The organism is Geobacter sp., from assembly GCF_030834625.1.
In the GTDB taxonomy this organism is placed as follows: domain Bacteria; phylum Desulfobacterota; class Desulfuromonadia; order Geobacterales; family Geobacteraceae; genus Geobacter.
The window spans coordinates 1-24,115 of record NZ_JAUQXO010000056.1 but is presented as its reverse complement, the minus strand read 5'-3'; the positions used below and the strand labels follow the sequence as shown (position 1 = coordinate 24,115).

The following is a 24,115-nucleotide window of genomic DNA, read 5'->3' as shown; positions in this document are numbered from 1 at the left end:
GGGCTTTATGCCTTGATGGACCGCGCGATATGGGCTACTATCCCGGCGAGGCTCACCATAAACAAAACAGTGGATGAGGTGCAGAGTGCCCATACTATACAAAGTTGTCGAGATAAACACGGTAACCGAAGACACCCTGGAGGAAGCCCTCAACGAGTGGACCGCCAAGGGGTGGCGTTTCGACGGGATGCAGTTCGCCATGCGGGATGCGAGCCGGCGGCCGGCCATGGCCTTCGTCTTCTTTACGCGGGATGAGCAGGAGGTGGCGCCGTGACCGAAAAACAGACCCTCTACCTCATCGACGGCTCCTCCTACATCTACCGGGCCTACTTCGCCATCCGGCACCTCTCGTCTCCCAAGGGGTTCCCCACCAACGCCCTCTACGGCTTCACCCAGATGCTCCTCAAGGTCATCAAGGACCGCCGCCCCGACCATATCGCCGTGGTATTCGACGTGGGGCGCACCACCTTCCGCACCGACCTCTACCCCGACTACAAGGCCAACCGCACCGCCATGCCCGACGACCTGATTCCCCAGATCGCCCCCATCAAGGAGATGGTCCGGGCCTTCAACATCCCGGTGCTGGAGTTGGCGGGGTACGAGGCCGACGACATCATCGGCACCATCGCCCGGGAGTGCGAGGAGCGGGGGATGGAGGCGGTGGTGGTCACCGGCGACAAGGACCTGATGCAGATCGTGAGCGAGCGAGTGACGCTCCTGGACACCATGAAGGAGAAGGTTTCCGGCATTCCCGAGGTGCAGGAGCGGTTCGGCGTCGGCCCCGACGGGGTGGTGGACATACTCGGCCTGGCCGGGGACACCTCCGACAACATTCCCGGCGTTCCGGGGATCGGCGAGAAGACCGCCATCAAGCTGATCCAGGAGTTCGGCTCCCTCGATGCCCTCCTGGAGCGGGCCGCCGAGGTGAAGGGGAAGACTGGGGAGAAGCTTCGGGAGTTCGCCGACCAGGCCCGCCTCTCCCGGCAGCTGGCCACCATCGTGCGCGACGTGCCGATGGAGTTCGATTTCGCCGCCTTTGCCGCCTCCTCCCCCGACAACCGGCGGCTTGCCGAACTCTTCAAGGAGTACGGCTTCACCACCCTCATGAAGGAACTGACCAGCGAGGCGACCCTCTCCACCGAGCAGTACCGGACGATTGTTGCGGAGGAGGATTTCCGGGCGCTCCTGGCGGATCTGAAGGCGGCCGGCACCTTTGCCGTGGACCTGGAGACCACGAGCCTGAACCCCCTGGAGGCGGAGATCGTCGGCATCTCCCTGAGCTACCGGGACCACGAGGCGTGCTACATCCCGGTGGGGCACGTCGTCACTTCTCCCTCCCCCTCGACGGGGGAGGGCCGGGGTGGGGGTGAAGCGGGGAGGGGGGATATGGTGCTGGCGCCCTCGCAACTCCCCCGCCAGCGGGTGCTGGACGGCCTGCGGTCCCTCCTCGTCGACCCGAACGTGCGCACGGTGGGACAGAACCTGAAGTACGACTACCAGGTCTTCCGCCGCCACGGCATCGGGCTGGCCGGGGTCTGGTGCGACACCATGGTGGCTTCCTACCTCCTGAACCCGGTCCGCTCCAGCCACGGCCTCGACTCCCTCTCCGTGGAGCACCTGGACCACAAGATGATCTCCTACGAAGAGGTGGCGGGGAAGGGGAAGGAGCAGGTGAACTTCGCCCAGGTGCCGGTGGAGAAGGCCTCCGTCTACTCCTGCGAGGACTCGGATGCCGCGTGGCTCCTCCACCGCTTCTTTCTCCCCCGGGTGGCGGAAATGGGGATGGCGCGGCTCTTCTTTGATGTGGAGATGCCCCTGGTGCCGATCCTGGCCGAGATGGAGCTGGCCGGGGTAAAGCTGGACCTTCCCCTTCTCGGGGAGCTTTCCGCGGGTCTGGGCGCTCAGCTCGTGGAACTGGAGGGTCGGATCATGGGGCTCGCGCCGGAACCCTTCAATATCAACTCCCCCAAGCAGCTGGGGGAGGTCCTCTTCGAGCGGCTCGGGCTCGCCACCGGCAAGAAGACCAAGACCAAGACCGGCTGGTCCACCAACGTGGAGGAGCTGGAGCGGCTGGCCGATGCCGGCCACGAGATCGCCGCCCTCATCCTCCAGTACCGGGGGCTCTCCAAGCTGAAATCCACCTACACCGATGCCCTGCCGAAGCTGGTTCAGCCGGCCACCGGGCGGGTCCACACCTCCTACAACCAGACCGTCACCAATACGGGGCGTCTCTCCTCGTCGGAGCCGAACCTCCAGAACATTCCGGTCCGGACCGAGGAGGGGCGGCGGATCCGCCGCGCCTTCATCGCCGAGGAGGGGCACGTGCTGCTGTCCGCCGACTATTCCCAGATCGAGCTCCGGGTCCTGGCCCACCTGTCGGAGGACAGGGTCTTCTGCGACGCCTTCGCCCGGGACGAGGACATCCACACCCGCACCGCCGCCGAGGTCTTCGGCCTCTTCCCCGAGATGGTGACCCCCGAGATGCGGCGCCAGGCAAAGACCATCAACTTCGGGGTCATCTACGGCCAGGGGGCCTTCAGCCTCGCCAAGCAGCTCGGCATCGCGACGAAAGTGGCCAAGGAGTTCATCGACAACTACTTCGCCCGCCACCCCGGCGCCCGGGCGTTCCTGGACGGCTGCGTGCGGGAGGCGGAGGAGAAGGGGTATGTGACCACCCTTCTGGGCCGCCGGCTCCCGATCCCCGACATCAAGAGCGCCAACGGCAACATCCGGGCCTTTGCCCAGCGCAATGCCGTCAATTACCCGATCCAGGGCTCCGCCGCCGACATCATCAAGGAGGCCATGGTGAAAGTGACGAAACGGATGGGGCGTGACGGAATGGAGAGCCGCCTCATCATGCAGGTCCATGACGAACTGGTCTTCGAGGTGCCGGAGGGTGAGGTGGTGGCCATGGAGCAGCTGGTTGCCCACGAGATGGAGCATGCCGTGAGCCTCCGCGTTCCCCTGAAGGTGGATATGAGCCACGGCAGGAATTGGAGCGAGGCCCACTGAGCGTTTTATAGACGCAGCTTATTAAGAATAACTGCGTGGAGTTACAGGTCTCTTTCGTGATACTGTCTGCGGACGACCGGAGTTCATGAGAGCTTGACCCTGCCATCGGCGGGGAGAGGAGGCGAGCTGTGGGCAGTGACATTTTGCAGGAAATCCTTGAAGCGTGTCTGACCCTGGAGAAGAAGGCCGCGGCCATCTTCAGGGCATTTGCCGCCCATGCGGTCAGGGACGATTCCCGGCGCTTCTGGGAGACCGTGGCCGCCGAAACGAACCACCACAGTGCCCTTTACGAGCGGCTCAACACGCCTGTCTCCGAGGGGGGGACCGTTCCTCTCGTCATCTACAAACCTGCCGAGACCCGGGAAGAGCTCGAGATGATCGAGCGGAACATCGACGAGCAGTTCGAACTCTACCAAGCGGCGCCCAGCCCCGAGGCCGCCTGCCTCCTGGCCTTCCGCATCCAGCTCTATCTCCTCCACCCCGCCTTCGCCAGTCTCTGCCGCATGACCAAGGACGTCACCGGCGAGGACGCCAACGACCTGGGCTATGGCCGGTATCTGCGCCGTTTCATCGATGGGGTCGGCGTCTGCGGCATGGCCACGGCCGAAACCGAACTCCTGGGCGAGGCCCTTTTCCGGCTCTGGAACGAAGCGCGGCAACTGGCATCCCAATCCCATGTGGACGCCCTGACAGGGGTCCTTACCCGGGCCGGCTTCTTCCAGGCCGTCCCCCCCCTGGCCTACGCGGCCCAGCGCAACGGGAACAACGCGGCGATCATGCTCATCGACATCGACTACTTCAAACTTCTGGGGGAAAATTACGGTCACCAGACCGGCGACCGGGTGCTTCAGGTAGTGGCTGACACCATTACATCGCACCTGCGGCGATCCGACGTGGTGGGCAGGTATGACGGGGATGAGTTCATCGTCTACCTTTCGCCGGTGGAGCCGGCCTCCCTCAAGGCCGTTGCCGAGAACCTCCGTGCCCAGGTGGAGGAGGCGAGTGCCCGGATCGTTCCGGTCACCATCAGTATCGGCGTTGCCCAGGGGATGCTCGGACCCGACGTGGACCAAGCCCTCGAAGAACTGGTCCGCAAGGCTGACGAGTGCCAGATGCAGGCCAAGTACACCGGCAAGAACAAGGTCGTCATGAAGTGATCCCCCCGTTCCCCTGGCCCGCCACCGTTACTGAGGCGAAGCCGGTCCAGGAACGCCTCGCCCGCCAGGTGCGGCTCGTCCCCCTCCGGGGGGAGCCGGCCACCGTGGCCGGCGTCGACGCAGCCTTCACCGCCGACGGCCGGATCGTTGCCGCGGTTGCCCTCTTCGCGTTTCCCTCCCTCGCACTCATCGAGACGGCCCACGCCGTCATGACGGTCGATTTTCCCTATGTCCCCGGCTACCTTTCCTTCCGGGAGGCTCCCGCCCTTATGGCTGCCCTTGGGAAGCTCCCCCGTCTCCCTGACCTCCTCATCGTCGACGGCCAGGGGATCGCCCACCCCCGGCGGCTTGGCATCGCATCCTTTCTCGGCGTTATCCTCGGCGTGCCGGCCATCGGCAGCGCCAAGTCCCGGCTCGTGGGGGAGTATGGGGAGCCTGCGCCGGAGCGGGGTGCATGGTCCCCCCTCGTCGACCGGGGAGAGACGGTGGGAGCGGTGCTCCGCACCCGGTCCCGGGTGCGCCCCCTCTTCGTCTCTCCCGGCCACCTCATCACCCTTCCTGAAGCCATCGACCTCATCCTTCGCTGTGCCGTCCGCTACCGGCTTCCCGAACCCCAGCGTGCCGCAGATGCCCTGGCCGGCGAGGCGAAACGGGAATTGGTGCTGCTTCAGAATCCGACGCCGACTCCGATGCCAAAGTAGACGGGGGGCGATGCGTAGGGATCCTCCGGCCTCCAGACGTAGAGCTCCCGCACATCCAGGATGGGGTAGGCGTAGTCGATCCCTTCGAGGGGGCGGGTTTCGGAGCCGGCCACCCCTCCCACCATGGTCACGAGGCGTCCCTGCTTGTAGATGAGCGGGTCGAGGAAGCCGGCGGCCCGGGCCAGGAATCGCCCTTCCGAGGGGCCTTTCTCGTTGGGGCGGTCGTCGGAGCCGAGGGGGAGCTGAACCACCTCGAGCTCCGCGCCGGAGGGGGTGTTCCTGACCTGGGCGACGCTTCCTCCCGCCAGGAGGAATTTCCCGGTGAAAGCCCCGGGATTCTGACTTACGACCGCGAAGGAAACGCTCTGGTCCACGAGGAGCAGCGCCTCTTTGCTGATGACATGCCGGCTGCAGCCGGTGAGGGCGAGGATGACAGCGAGAAAAGGAAGGATAATGCGCATGGTGACGGCTCCTTTCAGTCGAGTCCCAGGAAGGGGTAGCGGGCGAGGTTCTCGCGGCGTGTTTCTATCAGTCTACCAGCCATGCGGAGGGGGACAAGGTTCCCGCTTGCGCGGGGCAAAAACAGGGGCATACTTCTTAGGTGAAGCTGACCACTGACAGGGAGGTATCCCATGAAACGCATTCTCATCTCCGTTTTTTCCCTCGCGCTCCTCGTTTCCGCATCCCCAAGCCAGGCCGGGTTCCTGGACGACCTCACCCGTCAGGCGGCGCCGCTCCTCCAGGGGGGGAGCAGCAGCCTGGATGACTCCACCATCATCAAGGGGCTCAAGGAGGCCCTGGCCACCGGCACCGAGCGGGCCGTGAACGAGGTGGCGAAGCCCGACGGCTACTTCGGCAACCAGCTCATCAAGATCATGCTCCCCGACAAGCTCCAGAAGGTGGCCGACCTCTTGGGCACCGTGGGGTACCAGAAGCAGGTGGACGAGTTCGTGCTGAGCATGAACCGGGCGGCGGAGAAGGCGGCGCCCCAGGCGGCGCGGTTCTTCGGCGACGCCATCCGGGAGATGACCGTCGAGGATGCGCAGGGGCTCCTGAAGGGGGGCGACCGGGCCGCCACCGACTTCTTCGAGAAGAAGACCCGTACGAAACTCTATGACGCCTTCAAGCCGACGGTGGGGAAAACCATGGGCGAGGTGGGGACCGTCAAGGCCTTTCAGAACATGGTCGGCAAATACCAGGCACTTCCCCTGGCCGCCTTCGGCGGGAAGCCGTCCCTGGACCTGGACGACTACGTGACCAACAAGGCCCTGGACGGCCTCTTCACCATGGTGGCCGCGGAGGAGAAGAATATCCGGACGAACCCGGCTGCCCGGACCACCGACCTGCTGAAGACAGTGTTCGGGCGCTAGGCGAGACGGATGGCGGCGCCGTGGGGCAGTTCCGGGAGTCGGTGGAGCCTGGGAGCGCTGCTGTTCGTGTGGGGAACGTTCCTGGGGGCGTTGCCGGGGGAGGCGACCATCTTTCCGGGGCCGGCCGAGGTGGTGGGGCGAAGTTCACTCCAAGAGGCCCGGGGTGGGGAATCGCTCATTGAGGTTGCCCGGACCCACGACCTCGGTTTCAACGAGATTGCGGCGGCCAATCCAGGTCTCGACCCGTTTGCTCCGCCCGCCGGCAGCCCCGTAGCCATCCCGGGGGCGCATGTCGTTCCCGCGGCCGTGACGCCGGGACAGCTTGTGGTGAATCTGTCCGAACTTCGCCTTTACTTCGTTCCGTCAGGGGGCACTCCACTCATCGCCTCTTTCCCTGTGGGGACAGGGAGCGAAGGGAAGGAAACCCCCCTTGGTATCTACCGGGTGACGGAGAAGCGCGCCAATCCGGCTTGGCACGTTCCTCTCTCCATTCGGCGCGAGAAGCCCCGCCTCCCCGCCGTGGTCCCCCCGGGACCCGACAATCCCCTCGGGAGCCACGCCCTGCGGTTGACCGTCGACGGCCTGATGATTCACGGCACCAACCGCCCCTGGGGGGTTGGACGCGCCGTGAGCCACGGCTGCATCCGCCTCTATCCCGAGGATATCCCCATCCTCTTCCGGCTGGTTTCCCTCGGGACCCCGGTCGCCATCGTCCGCGAGCCGGTGAAGGTGGGGAGCCAGGATGGGCGGCTCCTCATCGAGGTCCATCGGGATGACGGAGCCGGGATCGACTACGCGGCGGAGGCGACACGCCTTATCCTGGCACGGGGGGCGCTCGATCGGGTGAGTGTCACGCGCCTCCTGCGGGCGCTGGCCGAGAAACGCGGAGTGCCTGTCGATATCGATCGGTGACCTATTATTTCTTCTGCTGAAGCTCGAAGGCCTTCACTGATTTTCCCGCCGACTGCTCCGCCTGCTGGGCCGCTCCCTCCGCCTTCGTTGCGGCCGCGTCAGCCTTTGAGGCCGCCGTCTCTGCCCTGGTTGCAGCAGCGGAGGCAGCTTCCGCCGATTTCTGGGCACCCTGGGCCGCCTGCTGGGCCTGGGTGCGGGCATCGGCATTTTCGCGTTTCGCCGCGTCCAGATCGGCAGGTGTTACCACGGGCCGTTTTGACAGATCGGCAACCTGTGCCTCCATGGTGTTCAGCCGCTTCTCCAATCCGCCGATCCGATCCGCCAGGGGAGCGGTCTGCTCCTGCACGAACGTTTTGGTCGCGCACCCCCCCGTGAGGACGAGGAGCGGGACGACTGCCGCAGTGACTATTCGTTTCATGATTCCTCCTTGGTGATGCCGTACTGGCGTTATGACAGACGATACGAGACCATCACCCCGTCCCGCAGCGGGAGGATGGTGGTGAAGAAGTCCTTCCGGCCGGCCATGAAGTCGTTGAATTCCCGGATGCCGCGGGTTTCGGGGTCGTCCACCCCCTCCACCACCTTGCCGTACCAGAGGGCGTTATCGGCGATGACCAGGGCGTGGGGGGCCAGGCACGGAATCATGACCTCCATGGCCTCCCGGTACTGGTGCTTGTCCAGATCGATGAAGAGGATGTCGATGTCGCGGTATTCGCGGCCAATCTCCAGGGCGTTGCCGACCCGAAAATCAAGCCGGTCCACGAGGCCGGTATGCTGGAACGTGGCCCGGGCGTAGGCGATGTTCGTGGGGGAATAGTCGGTCATGACCACCTTCCCCGTGATGCTGATGGCCCGCGCGAACCACCAGGCCGAGTAGCCGAAGCCCGACCCCAGTTCCACCACGAGCCGGGGCTGCCTGAGCCGGGTCAGGAGGTAGAGGAGCCGTCCCACCAGCCGGTCGACGATGGGGAAGGCCAATTCCTTTGCTCTACGTTCCATTTCGAGGAGGGCCGGTTCTTCCTCGGGCGCCAGCCCCATCAGGTACTCCTCGATGCGGGGATCGGTTATCGGGATCATCGCTCGCGTTTCCTTCCATGTATACATTGTCCATGCAGCCCCTGAACCAGACCAAGTCTAACACTTTCGCGATGATGCGCAATTCTTCCCGGGAAAAAGGGAGAAACTGCGTGTTGACTTCCGCCTTCCCCCGGTCTTTAATGACCCAATGACAACCACGCACGAATCGGCGCCGGTGCCCCAGGGGAAGGTCACCGCAATCCTCGTATTCACCACGCTCCTCTGGGGGGGAAGCTTCCTCTTCAACAAGATCGGGATGCGGGAGATCCCCCCGGTCCAGTTCTTCTTCTTCCGCTTCGCCCTGGCGGCGCTCCTCATGGGGATGGTCTGCATCCCGAGGCTCTCCCGCCTGAACCGCGACATCGTCCGGCGCGGTGCCGTGGTGGGGGTGGCCCTGGCGGCGGTGAACCTCACCTTCGTCCTCGGCGTTTCCGGCACCACCATCTCCCGGGCCGGCTACCTCAACAATCTCTTTGTCCTCTTCATCCCCCTCCTCTCGTTCGTGATCTGGCGGGAGCGGCTCGACCGGATCACCTTCGGCGGGGTCCTCGTGGCAGTTGTCGGCCTCTGGGCCCTGGCCAGCGGTGGGGCCGAGGGGTTCAACCGGGGGGATCTCCTCTCCACGGTCTGCGCCGTGTTCATCGCCGTCCACATCATCGTCGTGTCGCGGGTCCTGCGGGACGAGGATGTCTATCTGGTCACCTTCGTGCAGTTCGCCACCGTGGCAGCCGTGGGGGCGGTCATCACCCTGGCCCTGCCGTGGCCGACGTTCACCATCGGCGCGGCCGGAGCCTGGTCCCTGGCCTACTGCGCCATCTTCCCCACGGTCATCTGCTTCACGCTCCAGAACGCCTTCCAGCGCTTCACCACCCCCACCAAGGCGGGGCTCATCTATACCCTTGACCCGGTCTGGAGCATGCTGGCCGGGGTCTTCATCCTGGGGGAGCGCCTCACCCCCCGGGAGCTTGTCGGCTGCATGCTGATCCTTCTGGCCGTGGCCGGGCCGCTCCTGGGGAGACTCTACCTGGAGCAGCGCCAGCGGAAGCTCTATCGCCTGGCCGATGAGGAGGTGTAGCCGTGGCCACCCCCACCTTTGCGGTCAGTGAGGAGAAAAACCGCTGGCTCCGGGAGAAGATGGCGGAGCTGGGGGTGACCGAGTCCGATCTGGAGGAGAGCTTCGTCCGCTCCTCCGGCGCCGGGGGGCAGCACGTGAACAAGACCGCCACCTGCGTCCAGATAAAGCACCGGCCCACGGGGATCGAAGTGAAGTGCATGAAGGACCGGAGCCAGTCGATAAACCGGTTCCTGGCCCGGCGGGAGATTCTTGAGCGGATCGAGAGGCTCCGGAAGGGGGAGATCTTCCGGGACCCCAAGGCGGAGAAGCTGAAGAAGCAGAAGGCGCGGCGGAAGCGGCGCGCCAGCGGGAAGTACGAAAAGGAATAACGCCATAAGGATTTATAGATGATCAGACACGAAACCCTCCGCACCCTCGAATTCGACAAGATACTCACGGCCATTGCCGGCTATGGCCACAGCGAAGCCACCCGGGAGGAAATAGCCCACATCCGCCCCCTTGACGACCGGGCGGCCATCACCCGGCGCTTCGGCCAGGTTGGCGAGATCCGGCACATGACCCAGACGGGCATTGCCATCCCCCTCTCCTCCTTTGAGGACATAACCCCGGTTCTGGAGGCGGTGCGGCCGGAAGGGGCGGTTCTCGACCCCACGGAGCTGGTGGTCCTCTTCCCGGTCCTGCGGACCATGACCGCCATCGCGAAGCAGTTCGCCTACCGGTCCGACATCCCGCTCCTGAAGGAGTTGGCGGGCCATGTCACCGGCTTCCCCGACATCCTGGACGAGCTGGAGGTCTCCATCGACAGCGAGGGGGAGATCCTCGACTCCGCCTCGCCGCTCCTCTTCGACCTGCGCAAGAGAAAGCGCACCCTCACTGAGAGGATCCGGCGTCGTCTGGCCGAGATCGTCCGAGAGACCGGCGTCACCACCTTCCTCCAGGACGACTTCATCACCCAGCGGGGGGGGCGGTGGGTGATCCCGGTGCGGATGGACTCCAAGGGGATGGTCCCCGGCGTAGTCCACGACGTCTCCAACTCCGGCGAGACCGCCTTCATGGAGCCCCTGGAGATCATCGGCCTCGCCAACGAGCTGGAGAACCTGGTGGCCGAGGAGAAGGCGGAGATGATCCGCATCGTCCGGACCATCTGCCGGATGATCCGCCGGGAGGCCGACGGAGTGGCGGAGCAGTTCCGGACCCTGGTCCACCTGGATCTCCTGAACGCCGTGGCCACCTTCGCCGACTCCCTCAGCGCCGAGACCCCCGAGATCAACGACGCCCGTTTCATCCGGGTGAACGAAGGGCGCCACCCGCTCCTGGCCCTCATGGCGCGGGAGCGAGGGGGCGGCACGGTCGTTCCGCTGGATCTGGCGCTGGGTGAAACCGAACAGGTGATGGTGATAACCGGCCCCAACGCCGGCGGCAAAACCATCTCCCTCAAGACCACCGGCCTCCTCCACCTCATGGCCCTGGCCGGGATTGCGGTGCCGGCGGCCTCCACCTCGTCGTTCCCCCTCATTTCCGACCTCCTGGTGGACATCGGCGACGAGCAGTCCATCGAGCAGAGCCTCTCCACCTTCTCGGCCCACGTCTCCAACATCGCGGGGATTCTCGGGCGGGCCGACGACCGGACCGTGGTGCTCCTGGACGAGCTGGGGACCGGCACCGAGCCGGTCCAGGGGGCGGCCATATCCTGCGCGGTCCTGGCTGATCTGCAGGAGAAGGGGGCCCGGGTCATCGCCACCACCCACCTCACCGACATCGTCGGCTTCGTCCACAAGCGGGAGGGGATGGTGAACGCCTCCATGGAGTTCGACCGCGCCACTCTCACCCCCCTCTACCGCCTCAAGAAGGGGGAGCCGGGGCAGTCCCACGCCCTGGAGATCGCCCGCCGCTACGGCCTCCCCGACCGGGTCGTGGAGTTCGCCACCGGCATGCTGGGCCGGATGGAGACCGAGTTCCACGAGCTTCTGGCCGAGCTGAAGGACCAGCGCCGGCGCCACGAGGAGGCCCTGGCCGAGGCGGAGCGGCTGCGGCGGGATGCCGAGGGCCAGGCCCGCATCGCCCGGGAGCGTCTGGCCGAGGCTGAGGCGAAGCGGCGTGAGGCGGTAGAGAAGGGGTTTCAGGAGGCGAAGGAGATCGTCCGGGGTGCCCGGCGGGAGGTGAACGCCATCATCGAGGAGGCCCGGAAGGAGAAGAGCCGCGAGGCCCGGAAGAAGATCGACGAGGCCGAGGCGAGGGTTGAAGAGAGGTTGCAGGAGTTCCATCCGGAGGAGCGCCTTCCCCTGGACGCCATCCGCGAGGGGGACACGGTCCACGTGAAGCGCCTGGGCCACGACGTGACGGTTCTCGCCGTGGACCTCAAGGGGGCCACCCTCAAGGTCCGGGCCGGCACCTTCGAGCTGATGGTGGAGGCCGCCGACGTGGCACCTCCGCGGGAAAAGGGAGCGAAGAAGCCCAAGGCCAAGCCCGCCGCCAGGATCGCCGCCCCGTCCCGGGAGTCCACGCCCCACGAGCTGAACCTGATCGGTCTTCGGGTGGACGAGGCCCTGGGGCGGCTGGAGCCGTTCCTGAACCACGCGTCGCTGGAAGGGTACGGCGAGGTGCGGATCGTCCACGGCAAGGGGACCGGCGCCCTCATGCGGGGGGTGCGGGAGTACCTGGACGGCCACCCCCTGGTGCGGGAGTTCCGCCCCGGCGAGCCCTTCGAGGGGGGGGAGGGGGCCACGGTGGTGACGTTGAGGTAGAGAAAGCTTGCTTGACGTTTAACGTCCAGCGTTATATTCTTTTGCTATGATCAAGACATTCCGCTGCAAGGACACCCAGGCATTGTTCGAGGGCAAATGCCCGCGCCGGTTCAAGGCGTTTTCAACGGTTGCCGAGCGAAAGCTGCAAATGCTCGACGATGCCCATGCGCCCGAAGATCTCCGATCCCCCCCGGGCAACCGTCTGGAGGTCTTGCGCGGTGACCGCAAAGGACAGTGGAGCATCCGGATCAACGATCAGTGGCGCCTCTGCTTTCGCTTCGAGGATGGCAACGCCTTTGATGTGGAGATCGTGGATTACCATTGAGGAGATGAACCGTTATGAATCCAACAAACAGAATGCGCCCCATCCATCCCGGTGAAGTGCTGCGCGAAGAGTTCCTTATACCCCTGGGGATGAGCGCCCATGCGCTGGCGCTCGAGCTCAAGGTGCCGGCGCCGCGCATCAACGACATCGTGCGCGAGCGCCGCGCCGTCACGCCCGATACGGCGCTCAGGCTGGCCCGGTACTTCGGCACGACACCCCAGTTCTGGCTTAATCTGCAGTCCAGCTACGACCTCAAGATCGCCGAACGGGAACTGGGTACGAAAATCGAGCGTGAAGTCCATACGCGCCTCGTGGCGTAGACGAGAAGAACTCACTCCGCGCACTCCTTCCCCTCGAACATGCCGCTGGCGCTGATGCTCTCCGCCACCTTCCGGAAGTGGAACCCGTAGATGGCGAGGGTGATGGCCAGGGGGAAGAGCCGGGGCCGCCGCACCAAGGACCAGACGAAGAGCTTCCAGAACTGGAACCGCTCCCTGCCGATCACCCCCAGGAACAGGATCGACGTGAAGAACGCCCGCAGGTGGGCCGGGTTTGGCTGGAACCCTCCAGGCGGGGTCCGGTACTCCTTGAGGAAGGTGACGACTCGCCGGTAGTAGGGGCGGGGAGCGTAGATGCCCTTGAGAATCTGCCGGTAGCCATCAATGAGGGTATCCACCGGCATCCGGGGAACGAAGTTGAGGGCGATGGCGGTGTTGTTCCCCGAGGCGTCCCGCAGGAGCCGCCCTTCCTCGGCCAGGCGCTGGTGGAGCCTGGTTCCCCGCAGGGCCGTGAGCATGCCGACCATGGCGGTGACGATGCCGCTCTCCTGGATGAAGCGGATCTGCTTCTCGAAGATGGACGCCGGGTCGCTGTCGAAGCCGACGATGAACCCCCCCTGCACCTGGAGCCCCGCCCGCTGGATCCGCTTGACGCTCTCCAGCAGATCGCGGTTTTGGTTCTGCACCTTTCCGCTCTCGCCGAGCCCCTCGTCGTGGGGTGTTTCGATCCCCACAAAGACCTCCGTGAACCCCGCCCGCACCATGAGGGACATGAGCTGGTGGTCGTCGGCCAGGTCGATGGAGGACTCGGTGAAGAAGGAGAAGGGGCGGCCGTGCCCCTCCTGCCAGGCGATGATGGTGGGAAGGAGTTCCCGCTTCAGTTTGTTCCGGTCGCCGATGAAGTTGTCGTCCACGAAAAAGACGCCACCCTTCCAGCCGCGAGTGTGCAGTGCATCCAGTTCCGCAGTCAGCTGCTCCACACTCTTGGTGCGGGGGGCGCGGCCGAAGAGCTGGGTGATGTCGCAGAATTCGCAGTCGAAGGGGCACCCCCGGGAATACTGGATGTTCATGGCGGCGTAGTCCCGGGTATCCAGGAGCTCCCAGCGGGGGAGCGGGGTCAGTGCCAGATCGGCCCGCCCGCTGGCGGTGTAGGTGCGCTGGGCACACCCCCGCGCCAGATCATCCAGGAAGGGGGGAAGGGTCAGCTCCGCCTCTCCCAGCACCAGGTGGTCCGCCTCGGGAAAGTCCTCGGGAGCGGTGGTGAAGAGGGGGCCCCCGGCCACGGTGGTGACACCCAAGCGGCGGCAGCGGGCGAGGATGTCCCGCACCGCATCCCGCTGGATGGTCATGGCGCTCACGAAGACCATGTCGGCCCAGGTGAGATCCGGGTCGGTGACGTCCCGGACATTCTGATCGATCAGGCGCGTTTCCCAGGTTTCGGGGAAGAGAGCGGCAACGGTGAGGAGTCCTAACGGCGGAAAGGCGGCCTTCTTGCCGACGAATTTCAGGGCGTGGCGGAAACTCCAGAAGGAATCGGGGTAGCGGGGGTAGACGAGGAGAACGTTCATGGGATCCTCCGTGATCCATGAATTCCCAGGCTGGTCGGGTATGTTTGATGTGCAATTGTACCCGCCAACGGATTATCCCGCTGTAATAGTTATGTAAAAAGGAGGACTTCCCATGAAAAACGTTAATAATTTCAGCCTGTTCAAGGGCGTTGCCAGGCTCGGTCTCGCCCCCCTGCTTCTCGTGGCGCTGGCCGGGACAGGGGGGAGCGGTGCCCGCGCCGAGGCCGTAGCTGGCGCGCCTGACCCCGGCCTCTACGACTTCCTGGCCCGGTTCCACGGCCACACCTGCGCCGGCTCCCTCATGGGGGCGCGGCTCGGGCTGGCGGCCAAGGTTGCACTCAAGGAGGCCGGGGGCGAAGGGAAGCTGAAGGCCAGGTATTTCGATCACTCCTGCCCCGTGGACGGCATCCAGGTGGCCGCGGGAACCACCCTCGGGAACAAGGCCATGGAGGTGGTGAACAAAAACGAGCACCGGCTCCTCCTCACTGCCGAGAAGAACGGCCGGCAGGTGGAGGCCCGCCTGACCAGGCTGGCCGAGGAGAAGGCAAAGCCCTCCCGGGAACTTTCCAAGAAGGCCCGCGCCCTCCCTGCCGGCTCTCCGGAGCGGCAGCGGCTGGAGAAGGAGATCGAAGAGGTCTATGCCTGGTTCCGCACCGCCCCCGACGCTGAGGTGGTCACGGTGAGGGTGGTCAAGTAACCCTGCTTCTCCACGGAGGGTCGCCATGATCCAAGACCCCACCGACGAGTATATCCGCACCATCGCCGCCCACTGCGACCTGGCGGGAAAAGAGGTTCTCGAAGTGGGGTGCGGCACCGGCCGCATCACCCGCGATCTGGCGCGCCACGCCCTCCGGGTGGTGGCCGTGGACCCCGACGAGGCCACCCTGGCAAAGGCCCGGGCAGCCGTCCCCGCCCCCAACGTCCGGTTCCTCCCCATGCCCGACGGCGTCCTCGACTTTCCCCCCGCCACCTTCGATGTCGTCATCTACACCCTCTCCCTCCACCATGTCCCCCTTGCCCAGATGAACGAAAGCCTCCAGACCGCCGCCGGCCTCCTGCGGGAAGGGGGCGTCATCGTTGTGGTGGAGCCGGGCGCAGGTGGCTCCTTTACCGAGGCCAAGGAACGCTTCGGCGCCGGCAGCGGCGACGAGCGCCCCGCCCGGGCGGCCGCCATCCGGGCCATGCACGGACTCGACGGCTGGACCGTGGGGGAGACGGTCCACTTTCGGGTCCAGTTCCTCTTCGCCGACGAGGATGATTTCATCGCCACGAAACTCCCCGATTTTGGGGAGAAGCCGGAGGTGTACCGGCAGGAGGTGCGGGAGTTTCTTGCCCGGCATCGGATGCCGGAGGGGGTTGTGCTCGACGCCGGCAGGAGGCTGAATGTTTTGCGGCGGGGATGAGTGTGTGGCGCTTGAGATTGGATATTGCTAACCATGAAGGCTCTTGGTAAAGTCCCGAAAGTCCCCTCCCCCCCTGGCGGGGGAGGGCTAGGGAGGGGGGGAGGCTGACGGTTATGTGTACCGTAACTTTGGGGATTTCATCCCGTGAAAATATCAATCGAAGGCTCCTGCGGGCGTTCGAGGATGAATCGCAGGGGGCTTTCATCAGTTTCGAGTCGCCGGAACTTCTATTCAAGGTGATTTCGGGCAAACGCTGGGACCTGCTTAAAGTCATGACGGGAGCAGGACCAATGACAATTCGTGAGGCAGCCCGCCGAATGAAGAGGGATGTGAAGGCGGTACATGCCGATGTGCACGTGTTGCTTAATGCTGGAATACTGCAGAAAACCGACAAAGGGCTGATAGTTTTTCCCTTTGATGCTGTGCATGTGGATTTTATGCTGAAAGCGGCATGAGTGCTCGATTGAAAGGGTTAAACCTCTTTTTTTCAGTAATGGAGAAATGTTCCATTTGGGTCAATAGCGAGTTAGAAAACAGGAGTAGCCATGATATCCCCACGACTAGTTGCAAAAATTGAATCCGAAGAACCGACCCGTCGTTTAGCAGTTCTCATTGACGCTGACAATGCACAAGCTGCAGTCATTGAAGGGCTTCTTGCCGAAATTGCACGATTTGGGGAGGCAACCGTGAAGCGCATATACGGGGACTTCACAGCTCCGACAAGTTCCTCTTGGAAGAAAGTGTTGCAACGGTACGCTATCAAACCTGTTCAGCAATTTGCATATACGACTGGTAAGAATGCCACGGACAGCACGCTAATCATCGATGCGATGGACTTACTCTACACGCGAAAGTTTGATGGTTTTTGTCTGATTACAAGCGACAGCGATTTTACTGGTCTTGCAATGCGGTTGCGTGAAGAGGGGCTCACTGTTCTTGGGTTTGGCGAAAAGAAAACACCAGAAGCATTCCGTAATGCCTGCAACAAGTTTGTGTTCACTGAAGTCCTTCGTCCAAGTGCGGCAACCAAGCCCAATGCATCGCCGAAAAAAGCCGAGAATGGACCAAAGGCCGCTCCACCTCAAACCAATATCGAGACAGTGGAACCAAAACCGGAATTTCCTAAGGAATTTCTGCTGACTGCACTGGAGCAATCAATTGACGACGCTGGATGGGCACATCTGGGTACCTTAGGGAGTTACCTCACAAAGCTGCAACCCGACTTTGACTCCAGACTTTACGGATATACGAAGCTCTCTGATCTTGTCAAAGCAAAGAAGGAACTCTTCGTGACCGAGGAGCGACAAGCACCTGGTTCAAAACAGAAGGTTTTGTACCTTCGTGCGAAATAGTTTTCCAACTATGCATCTGCCCGGACACAAGCGGAGGAGTCAGCCCTTGACACGACAAAAGCGGAGGAGTCAGCCCTTGACACGTGACATGCGCAAGATATCAGTAAGTTATGAACACCACTTGTCTCATGTCAAGGGCTGACTCCTTTATGCCCTAGACCCCTTTATACCCTATTTGAACAAACAACTGAGCTGACGGCGTCGCTCAACCATCGGGTACTGCTGTTTCCGCTACGCTTTCACAGCAGACCCTCAGCACCTTTGATGTGGCTTAATCCGGCCACAAACATTGCAAATTCGGATTGACCCTCCGAGTTTGCAATGATATGTTTCCCCCATGATACCACGCCCCATTTACAGTGAAGCCGTTTCACGAGCGCTGCTGCGTTCTCCGGTCACCGCCCTGCTCGGCCCGCGCCAATGCGGAAAAACAACGCTGGCGCGGCTGATCGGCCAAGAGCGGGAAGGACACTATTTTGACATGGAGTCGCCCGTTGACCGGCAGCGCCTCCAAAACCCCGAACTCGCGCTCGGCTCTCTGTCGGGACTGGTAATTATCGATGAAATTCAGCTTGTCCCCGAACTATTCGGCATTCTGCGGGTGCTGGCGGACCGTCCGGGCCAGCCTGCCCGCTATCTGGTACTGGGGAGCGCGTCTCCCCATATCATCAAGAGGATTTCGGAAACCCTTGCCGGACGGATCGAGTTTGTTGATTTGTCCGGGTTCAATCTTGCGGAAATATCGCCGGAAGAGCGAGACCGTCTCTGGCTGCGCGGCGGGTTTCCCCGTTCGTTTCTCGCCGGCAGCGAGGCAGACAGCCTTGCCTGGCGGGAAGGATTCATCCGTACCTTCCTGGAACGCGATATCCCGCAACTTGGGATAACCATTCCCGCCACGGCCATGCGCCGGTTCTGGACCATGCTGTCGCACCTCCACGGCCAGACATGGAACGCCTCCGACTTAGGTCGCTCCATGGGCCTGTCGGACAAAACCGTGCGCCATTACCTGGACATCCTCACCGGCACCTATATGGTCAGGCAGTTGCAGCCCTGGCATGAAAACCTGAAAAAACGCCAGATAAAGTCACCCAAGATTTACCTGCGCGATACCGGCTTGCTGCACAGCCTGCTGAATATTCCCGGAATGGGAGAACTCTGGGCGCATCCACGGCTCGGTGCATCATGGGAAGGGTTCTGCCTGGAACAGGTGGTGGCGGTTCTGAACACACAAGAGGTTTATTTCTGGGCTACCCAGGGTGGAGCGGAGCTGGATCTGCTTTTCTTCTCGGGCGGAAAGCGATTTGGCGTGGAGTTCACGTTCAACGAAGCACCAAAAGTCACCAAATCCATGCAGAGCGCTCTGACCGACCTCTCCCTGGCTCATCTCTGGGTGGTGTATCCCGGCGCGGTGCGCTACGCTGTCCATGAAAAGATCACCATGCTGCCGCTGGCGGAGATTCCCGGCCTGCCTGCGGAGATATCGAAATAGAAATATCCATTCGGGGGGATGGGCGGTTCACGCGCACGCGTTTGTGGGCTGGTCAACATGTAGTTGGACTAAAGAATCATGGAATTTATTCACGCAATTAATTTAGGCGGCTTTTACCCATGCTGGAATTTACGCATTAATGGTAAGTTGTGGACTCCGAACTTCTTGGCTCTGATAGACGCAGGTATAGCAGCTAGCCACAGGTCAATTGATAAGTTTTCAATAGAAGAGCTTAAAATACATGGTCCTCAAGAGTGTGGATTAACACCTAGAACAGGTAGCGCAATCATAAAAGCAGCCATTCTGCGGAGTGGTCAGAAAATGGTGAATGGTTATGGTGAAGAAGTCTTAGTCTCAGATGAGACCCGGCAGTTTCTGCTTAAATCCTCTGAGGTTGAGCTAGAGTTTGAGCGCGTGAGAAGATTAGTCTCTCCCAACAGCGTCAGCCGGCTATCATGTATCTGGCTTGCGGAGCGTACTCCTGAAGGTGAGCAACATATTAAAGATATGCTTGGCCATGATGTGTATATTTTGAACGTGCGCATTACAACGGCGCTTAACCTTAGTCGAGTGGATACTGCTTGGTTCGATCAGTACTGGCATGAGGATAAGTCCGAGTACATAGAGCGGTATTGGTCTGGCCAGCCTCAATCAGGAACGCCCAAATGGGAGTACCTGCTGGATGGTGAAATTCAAGTTGAAGACCAACAGCAACTTGAGTTTGTGAAACGCAATGGGAATATCCTTCCGTAGCCAGTCCAACCAGGCCGGTGAAGCGGTGAACCCCGCTCACCGCCCACGCTGTCATGCCCGGAGACCTTAACGCTATGCAACGCATTCGCGCACTGGCCATAGCCGCAGCGCTGCTTTTCACAGCGATGGCGGTCTGGACCCGGCCCTTGAAGCCGAACATTCCCACCCTTCAGCTGACTTTTACCGAAGCGGCATTCAGGTCGATCCTGGCCGAATGGCAACCTGCGGGCGTCTATATATTCAAGACCCACTTTGCCATCGACTTCCCCTTCCTCGTGTGCTACGGGGCGCTGGGCTATCTGGTAGCACGAGGCACAAGCCTGTTTGCGAGGCACACGCCGCGGACCAGGTCGCTCCTTGCCATCTCGCTGCCTGTTGCGGCAGTGCTGGATGCGATAGAAAACTCCGTGCACTTGCTGTTTTTGTTGGGCACCGGTCCATTCAGCCCAACTCTCTATTTCGCAACCGGAATCGCTGCCGCGATAAAATGGCTCCTTATTGCCGGTTTCATCGCCAGTTCTGCCTATGCGCTTTTCAAAGCAGCCCGCTAACTTCACTGCAGCGGACCAGCATATATAACCTTTCCACCCCACGGGAGGCGCAATGCCGATCAATACATTACTTTCCATTCTGATCATGCTTCTCACCTTCTCTCTTGCCGGGGCCGAGATGTACCAATGGGTGGACGAGAAGGGTGTAGTCACCTTCAAGGACACACCTCCTCCCCCAGCCAAGAAGCGTAAGAACGTGAAGGTCTACCACGACAGTGACTTTGCTCCCGCGCCCCCCCGGCAGGCATCACCCGCCCCGCGCGGCGCCAAGAGTTCCGTCGAACCGGCACCGCAACACCCCCTTCCCAGGAAAGAACGCTTCACCGGCACGGTGGAGATGTACGTCACCTCCTGGTGCGGCTACTGCAAGCGGGCCGAGAAGTACCTTCAGAGTCAGGGAATTCCCTACGTAGCCTTTGACATCGAAAAGGATAGCGCCGCCCGGCAGCGCCACAGGGAGCTTGGCGGGAATGGCGTGCCGCTCATCATCATCGGGACGAACAAGATGTCCGGCTTCTCTCCGGAAACGCTGGAGCATTATCTGAGTAATGGTAGGTAGAATCCGATGCATACCATGATCACCGGATGCGGCTGGAAAAGAGGAAAATGAAGAAACAAGCCCTGCAGTCAGCTATTCTCTCCGCAACCCTGTTCGGCATTTCTCCGGTCGCCTGCAAAGCCATCGTAGGGGAGATGTCGCCGGCACTTCTCGCCGGCCTTCTCTATCTGGGCTCCGGCCTTGGTCTGACGGGAGTGGTTGCTCATCAGGGAACTCAAGTTCGTCAAACGCTCCAGGGTCTCTCTCTGCGGCAAAAGGCTATTCTTGCAGGAACCATCCTTTCCGGTGGCGTTGCAGCACCGCTCTTTCTCGCCTATGGCATCCGTCATGGGACCGCGAGCGAGGTGTCGCTGCTTCTGAATTTCGAAACCGTCGCAACAACTCTGCTTGCATGGATGATTTTTCACGAAAACATCGGGGCTAGAGTGTGGATCGGAAAGTTTTTAATCGTCGGCGCTTCCATTGTTGTCGTTTCCACCAATGGAGGTCTCCTGCAGGTGTCCATTCCCGGCTTATCAGTTCTTGCCGCATGTCTCCTGTGGGGTGTCGACAACAATCTGACGCGAGAGCTCGAAACCATTCCCGCACCGCTGTTGGCGAGCCTGAAGGGGTGGAGCGCCGGTTTGTTCAATATCCTCCTCTCCCTGGTGCTGTTCCAAGCCCAAGCCACTTTAGTCCAAATCTCAGGAGCACTTCTCATCGGGGCGCTCAGCTATGGCGCGAGCCTGGTCCTTTTCATCCAGGCACTGAGAGAAATCGGCTCTGCCAGAACCAGCACGTGGTTTGCATCAGGTCCGTTCATAGGTACCGTTCTTTCAGTCATTCTTCTCGGCGAACGGCCATCCGGAGAATACTGGGCAGCAGCCCTTGTGATGCTTGCGGGAATGTTTTTTCTGTATGGAGAAATCCATCGGCACGTCCATCGACATGAAGCAACCGCCCACTCCCACCCCCATGTCCATGACGAGCATCACCTCCATGAGCATGTCGATGGCAAGGAGGAGGCGAAGCACGAGCATTACCATGAGCATGAACCACTTACCCATGCACACGTTCACTGGCCGGACATTCATCATCGGCATGGTCATTAGGCCGATGAAATGGTGTCACGGCAACTTCATCCGGGGGTTGTAACTTGAGATGAAGAAGAAATTGATCGGTACCTTATACCATACAGCGGAGCACGAAATGAAAACCAGATGCGCTTGGGCCGGCACCGACCCCCTCTACATTGCCTACCACGACGACGAGTGGGGGGTGCCGGTGCACGATGACCGGCACCTCTTCGAGATGCTGGTCCTGGAGGGGGCCCAGGCGGGGCTCTCGTGGCTGACGATCCTCCGCAAACGCGAGGCGTACCGCCGGGCCTTCGCCAATTTCGATGCGGAAACGGTTGCCGCCTGGTCGGAGCCGGAGGTGCAGCGCCTCCTGGCCGATGCGGGGATCGTGCGTAACCGCCTGAAGATCGAGTCGGCCATCCGGAACGCCCGGGGTGTCCTGCGAATCCGGGAGGAGTTCGGATCGCTGGATGCGTACCTCTGGGGCTTCGTGGATCACCGGCCCCGGCAGAACGAGTGGCGCGCCCTTTCCGAGGTGCCGGCCCGGACGGAGCAGTCCGATGCCATGGGCAAGGATCTGAAGCGGCGGGGATTCAATTTCGTGGGGTCCACCATCTGCTACGCCTTCATGCAGGCCGTGGGGATGGTGAACGACCACCTGACCACCTGCTGCCGGTATGACGAGATCAGGCAGCAGGTTCAGCAGGCGTCAGGGTGAAAAGGTGATGAGGAAGGGATGGTTGCAGCCGGCCCGCGCCACCTGTTCCCGCACCGCATCCGCCCCTTTGGGGGCGGTCTCGCTCAGCCGATGCTCCCGCTCCAGAAAGACGAGGACCGGGAGGTTCCCGTAGAGGCCGAAGCCGAAGGTCTCCGCCATGCGGCCGGCGGCACAGCTCTCGAAGTCCTGCCCCAGGTCCTGGGTGGCTTTCACGTAGTGCATGGGGAAGGCCGCAACGCTCTGGTCGAGGCTCTCCACGAACCCCTGCTTCTCCTCCCGGGACAGAGTCGAGAAGTCGGCGCCGCACCAGCGGCTCTCCTTGGTGGAAAGGAGGGAGCGGCAGGAGAAGGGGCGCCGGTTGTAGACGCCGCAGGCCCCGTCTGAATCGAGAAAGGGGCAGCCTCCCAGGGCGCGGCGGGCCCGGAGAAACGACGGGAAATCGGGGGCGGCGAAGGCCGCGGACCGGATTTTCGCCGCGTGATCTGCGAGAGCAGCGGCATGGCGGTCGGCAAGGGAGGTCGAGACGGCGAGGGCCTCGGTGAAGGTGCAGTTCACCGCCAGGCTGCAGCAGGCATGGCACCCCTTCCCGCAGTGGATCGTCCCCTGCTTCAGCGCGTATCCGGCAATCCAGTCCCTGACGGCAATGTCGAACAGCGCCTGCTGGTCCCTGACTTCGTTCATGAGATCCTGCCACATGGCCCACTCCCTCGCATGTTTCGATAAGTGCCGGTGCGGCATCAGCGACAGTAATTGATTGTCATTGAATTGTAAAGGAACAGCCATGCCGAACCAAAGAACCCCATGGGATGAGCAATACGATACTGCGGATTTCGCCTACGGGCGGGAGCCCAACGCCTTTCTCGCCGAAGTGAGCGGTATGATCCCGCCGGGGGATGTCCTCTGCCTCGCCGAAGGGGAGGGGCGGAACGCGGTCTTCCTGGCGAAGCAGGGGCACCGGGTCCTGGCGGTGGATTCCTCCGCCGTGGGGCTGGCCAAGGCGGGGCGGCTGGCCGAGGAGAGCGGGGTGCGGATCGAGACGGTGATCGCCGATCTGGCTGAGTTTGCCATCGAGCCGGGGAGGTGGGACGCCATCGTCTCCATCTTCTGCCATCTGCCGCCAACCGTGCGCCGGTCGCTCCACCGCAAGGTGGTCGTGGGGCTTCGCCCCGGGGGGCTCTTCATTCTGGAAGCGTACACGCCGGCACAACTGGCGCTTCGGACCGGCGGACCTCCGACGGAAGAGATGATGATGACCCTGGCTGGTCTGCGGGAAGAGCTGGCAGGACTTGAATTCCTGCAAGGGCGGGAGATGGAGCGGGACGTGGTGGAGGGGCGGCTTCACACGGGGCGGGGCGCCGTGGTGCAGGTGGTGGCGCGGAAGCCGTGAGGAGGTAAGGGGCTGGCTCGAAATTAAGTGGTTGCGCAATTAGAGTTTTTGCTTTATTAGAATAAAAGCTCTAATTTGTGCCGAGAAGGGAGGATTCACCATGAACGTGCTCCTCATTCAACCTCCAAGCTGCGACCCCATTACGGACCGGGTTTTCATGTTCGAGCCCCTGGCCCTCGAATACCTGGGCGCCGGCCTCAAGCTGGACGGCCACGAAGTCCGGCTGCTGGACGCCCGCATCGAGCCGGACATGGACGGGGTTTTCGATGGCTTTCGTCCTGGCGTGGTGGGGCTCACCGGCTATACCAGCCACGTGAACATCATCAAGAATATCGCCCGCCGTTTGAAGGAAAGATCCCCGGATACCCTGGTCGTGGTTGGCGGCCACCACGCCACGGTCCGCCCCGGGGACTTCAACGAGCCGTGCATCGACGCAGTGGTGATCGGCGAGGGGGTGTTCACGCTGCGTGAAATCGTGCGGGCCGTGGAGACCGGCGGGAGCCTTGCCCCCATCAAGGGGGTGGCGATCCCGAACCCCGGCGGCATGGCCTTCAGCGAGCCCCGCCCCTATACCGACCTGAACGAGCTCCCCTTTCCCGACCGGACCCTCACCGCCCCCTACCGCA

At 62.5% G+C, this 24,115-nt stretch carries 28 protein-coding genes; 23 read left to right on the top strand and 5 right to left on the bottom strand.

Going from position 1 to position 24,115, the window contains the following annotated elements; translation table 11 throughout:
* Positions 1-85: 85 nt before the first annotated feature.
* The 4 genes from RCH91_RS13565 to nfi all read left to right on the top strand — a co-directional run bounded on the left by RCH91_RS13565 (position 86) and on the right by nfi (position 4,870).
* Positions 86-274, top strand: a complete 189-nt coding sequence (locus tag RCH91_RS13565) for a DUF4177 domain-containing protein (RefSeq protein ID WP_306535502.1) — start codon at positions 86-88, stop codon at positions 272-274.
* The gene (gene polA / locus RCH91_RS13560; protein WP_306535501.1) at positions 271-3,012 is read left to right on the top strand and encodes a DNA polymerase I; all 2,742 of its coding nucleotides are present in this window, start codon (positions 271-273) and stop codon (positions 3,010-3,012) included. Before RCH91_RS13565 ends, polA begins: the two co-directional genes overlap by 4 nt.
* 128 nt (positions 3,013-3,140) lie before the next feature.
* Positions 3,141-4,169: a GGDEF domain-containing protein gene (locus tag RCH91_RS13555; RefSeq protein WP_306535500.1), complete on the top strand. Its 1,029-nt coding sequence runs from the start codon at positions 3,141-3,143 to the stop codon at positions 4,167-4,169.
* Complete coding sequence (gene nfi / locus RCH91_RS13550; protein WP_306535499.1) at positions 4,166-4,870, top strand: deoxyribonuclease V; 705 nt, start codon at positions 4,166-4,168, stop codon at positions 4,868-4,870. Before RCH91_RS13555 ends, nfi begins: the two co-directional genes overlap by 4 nt.
* Here nfi and RCH91_RS13545 read toward each other — a convergent pair.
* A complete protein-coding gene (locus tag RCH91_RS13545; protein ID WP_306535498.1) occupies positions 4,837-5,331 on the bottom strand; it encodes a Slp family lipoprotein in 495 nt (164 codons plus the stop codon). The two genes, nfi and RCH91_RS13545, sit on opposite strands and share 34 nt — an antisense overlap.
* A gap of 171 nt (positions 5,332-5,502) precedes the next feature.
* Between RCH91_RS13545 and RCH91_RS13540 the strand changes: the two genes are divergently transcribed.
* Positions 5,503-6,240, top strand: coding sequence for a DUF4197 domain-containing protein (locus RCH91_RS13540; RefSeq protein WP_306535497.1), 738 nt, complete (start codon positions 5,503-5,505; stop codon positions 6,238-6,240).
* Positions 6,241-6,249: 9 nt separating this feature from the next.
* On the top strand, positions 6,250-7,152 hold the full coding sequence (locus RCH91_RS13535) for a L,D-transpeptidase family protein (RefSeq protein WP_306535496.1): 903 nt from the start codon (positions 6,250-6,252) through the stop codon (positions 7,150-7,152).
* A gap of 4 nt (positions 7,153-7,156) precedes the next feature.
* On the opposite strand, the gene RCH91_RS13530 is transcribed toward RCH91_RS13535, so the two are convergent.
* Entirely contained in the window at positions 7,157-7,570 is a 414-nt protein-coding gene (locus tag RCH91_RS13530; protein WP_306535495.1) for a hypothetical protein, read from the bottom strand.
* 29 nt (positions 7,571-7,599) lie between these two features.
* Positions 7,600-8,229: an O-methyltransferase gene (locus RCH91_RS13525; RefSeq protein WP_306535494.1), complete on the bottom strand. Its 630-nt coding sequence runs from the start codon at positions 8,227-8,229 to the stop codon at positions 7,600-7,602.
* 148 nt (positions 8,230-8,377) lie between these two features.
* Between RCH91_RS13525 and RCH91_RS13520 the strand changes: the two genes are divergently transcribed.
* Genes RCH91_RS13520 through RCH91_RS13500 form a run of 5 tightly spaced genes read left to right on the top strand, consistent with a single transcriptional unit; the run spans position 8,378 to position 12,693 of the window.
* Positions 8,378-9,304, top strand: coding sequence for a DMT family transporter (locus tag RCH91_RS13520; RefSeq protein WP_306535493.1), 927 nt, complete (start codon positions 8,378-8,380; stop codon positions 9,302-9,304).
* Between the two features lie 2 nt (positions 9,305-9,306).
* Positions 9,307-9,672 carry a peptide chain release factor-like protein gene (locus RCH91_RS13515; protein ID WP_306535492.1) on the top strand — a complete coding sequence of 122 codons (366 nt, stop codon included), beginning with the start codon at positions 9,307-9,309 and terminating at the stop codon, positions 9,670-9,672.
* 18 nt (positions 9,673-9,690) lie between these two features.
* Positions 9,691-12,048 (top strand): endonuclease MutS2, encoded by a 2,358-nt coding sequence (locus RCH91_RS13510; protein ID WP_306535491.1) that lies wholly within the window; start codon positions 9,691-9,693, stop codon positions 12,046-12,048.
* Positions 12,049-12,094: 46 nt separating this feature from the next.
* The gene (locus RCH91_RS13505; RefSeq protein WP_306535490.1) at positions 12,095-12,373 is read left to right on the top strand and encodes a type II toxin-antitoxin system RelE/ParE family toxin; all 279 of its coding nucleotides are present in this window, start codon (positions 12,095-12,097) and stop codon (positions 12,371-12,373) included.
* A gap of 14 nt (positions 12,374-12,387) precedes the next feature.
* The gene (locus tag RCH91_RS13500; RefSeq protein ID WP_306535489.1) at positions 12,388-12,693 is read left to right on the top strand and encodes a HigA family addiction module antitoxin; all 306 of its coding nucleotides are present in this window, start codon (positions 12,388-12,390) and stop codon (positions 12,691-12,693) included.
* Between the two features lie 11 nt (positions 12,694-12,704).
* Here the strand turns inward: RCH91_RS13500 and RCH91_RS13495 are convergent, their stop codons facing one another.
* The gene (locus RCH91_RS13495; protein ID WP_306535488.1) at positions 12,705-14,219 is read right to left on the bottom strand and encodes a B12-binding domain-containing radical SAM protein; all 1,515 of its coding nucleotides are present in this window, start codon (positions 14,217-14,219) and stop codon (positions 12,705-12,707) included.
* A 112-nt stretch (positions 14,220-14,331) separates the two neighbouring features.
* On the opposite strand from RCH91_RS13495, the gene RCH91_RS13490 reads away from it, so the two are divergent.
* The 10 genes from RCH91_RS13490 to RCH91_RS13445 all read left to right on the top strand — a co-directional run bounded on the left by RCH91_RS13490 (position 14,332) and on the right by RCH91_RS13445 (position 22,102).
* The gene (locus RCH91_RS13490; protein ID WP_306535487.1) at positions 14,332-14,916 is read left to right on the top strand and encodes a formylmethanofuran dehydrogenase subunit E family protein; all 585 of its coding nucleotides are present in this window, start codon (positions 14,332-14,334) and stop codon (positions 14,914-14,916) included.
* Positions 14,917-14,941: 25 nt separating this feature from the next.
* Positions 14,942-15,622 (top strand): bifunctional 2-polyprenyl-6-hydroxyphenol methylase/3-demethylubiquinol 3-O-methyltransferase UbiG, encoded by a 681-nt coding sequence (locus tag RCH91_RS13485; protein ID WP_306535486.1) that lies wholly within the window; start codon positions 14,942-14,944, stop codon positions 15,620-15,622.
* A gap of 113 nt (positions 15,623-15,735) precedes the next feature.
* Positions 15,736-16,077, top strand: a complete 342-nt coding sequence (locus RCH91_RS13480) for a transcriptional regulator (protein WP_306535485.1) — start codon at positions 15,736-15,738, stop codon at positions 16,075-16,077.
* Positions 16,078-16,167: 90 nt separating this feature from the next.
* Positions 16,168-16,974, top strand: coding sequence for an NYN domain-containing protein (locus RCH91_RS13475; RefSeq protein WP_306535484.1), 807 nt, complete (start codon positions 16,168-16,170; stop codon positions 16,972-16,974).
* A gap of 337 nt (positions 16,975-17,311) precedes the next feature.
* Positions 17,312-18,463 (top strand): ATP-binding protein, encoded by a 1,152-nt coding sequence (locus RCH91_RS13470; protein ID WP_306535483.1) that lies wholly within the window; start codon positions 17,312-17,314, stop codon positions 18,461-18,463.
* A gap of 78 nt (positions 18,464-18,541) precedes the next feature.
* Entirely contained in the window at positions 18,542-19,216 is a 675-nt protein-coding gene (locus tag RCH91_RS13465; RefSeq protein ID WP_306535482.1) for a hypothetical protein, read from the top strand.
* Between the two features lie 74 nt (positions 19,217-19,290).
* Complete coding sequence (locus tag RCH91_RS13460; protein WP_306535481.1) at positions 19,291-19,767, top strand: hypothetical protein; 477 nt, start codon at positions 19,291-19,293, stop codon at positions 19,765-19,767.
* Between the two features lie 52 nt (positions 19,768-19,819).
* Positions 19,820-20,326, top strand: coding sequence for a DUF4124 domain-containing protein (locus RCH91_RS13455; protein WP_306535480.1), 507 nt, complete (start codon positions 19,820-19,822; stop codon positions 20,324-20,326).
* A 47-nt stretch (positions 20,327-20,373) separates the two neighbouring features.
* Complete coding sequence (locus RCH91_RS13450; RefSeq protein WP_306535479.1) at positions 20,374-21,417, top strand: DMT family transporter; 1,044 nt, start codon at positions 20,374-20,376, stop codon at positions 21,415-21,417.
* 97 nt (positions 21,418-21,514) lie between these two features.
* On the top strand, positions 21,515-22,102 hold the full coding sequence (locus RCH91_RS13445) for a DNA-3-methyladenine glycosylase I (protein WP_306535478.1): 588 nt from the start codon (positions 21,515-21,517) through the stop codon (positions 22,100-22,102).
* Here the strand turns inward: RCH91_RS13445 and RCH91_RS13440 are convergent.
* A complete protein-coding gene (locus tag RCH91_RS13440) occupies positions 22,094-22,798 on the bottom strand; it encodes a YkgJ family cysteine cluster protein (protein WP_306535477.1) in 705 nt (234 codons plus the stop codon). The genes RCH91_RS13445 and RCH91_RS13440 overlap by 9 nt on opposite strands.
* Before the next feature lie 85 nt (positions 22,799-22,883).
* Here RCH91_RS13440 and RCH91_RS13435 point away from each other — a divergent pair, with 85 nt between their 5' ends.
* On the top strand, positions 22,884-23,489 hold the full coding sequence (locus RCH91_RS13435) for a cyclopropane-fatty-acyl-phospholipid synthase family protein (protein WP_306535476.1): 606 nt from the start codon (positions 22,884-22,886) through the stop codon (positions 23,487-23,489).
* 100 nt (positions 23,490-23,589) lie between these two features.
* Positions 23,590-24,115, top strand: a 526-nt coding sequence (locus RCH91_RS13430) for a radical SAM protein (protein ID WP_306535475.1), incomplete at its 3' end; no start/stop codon positions are given.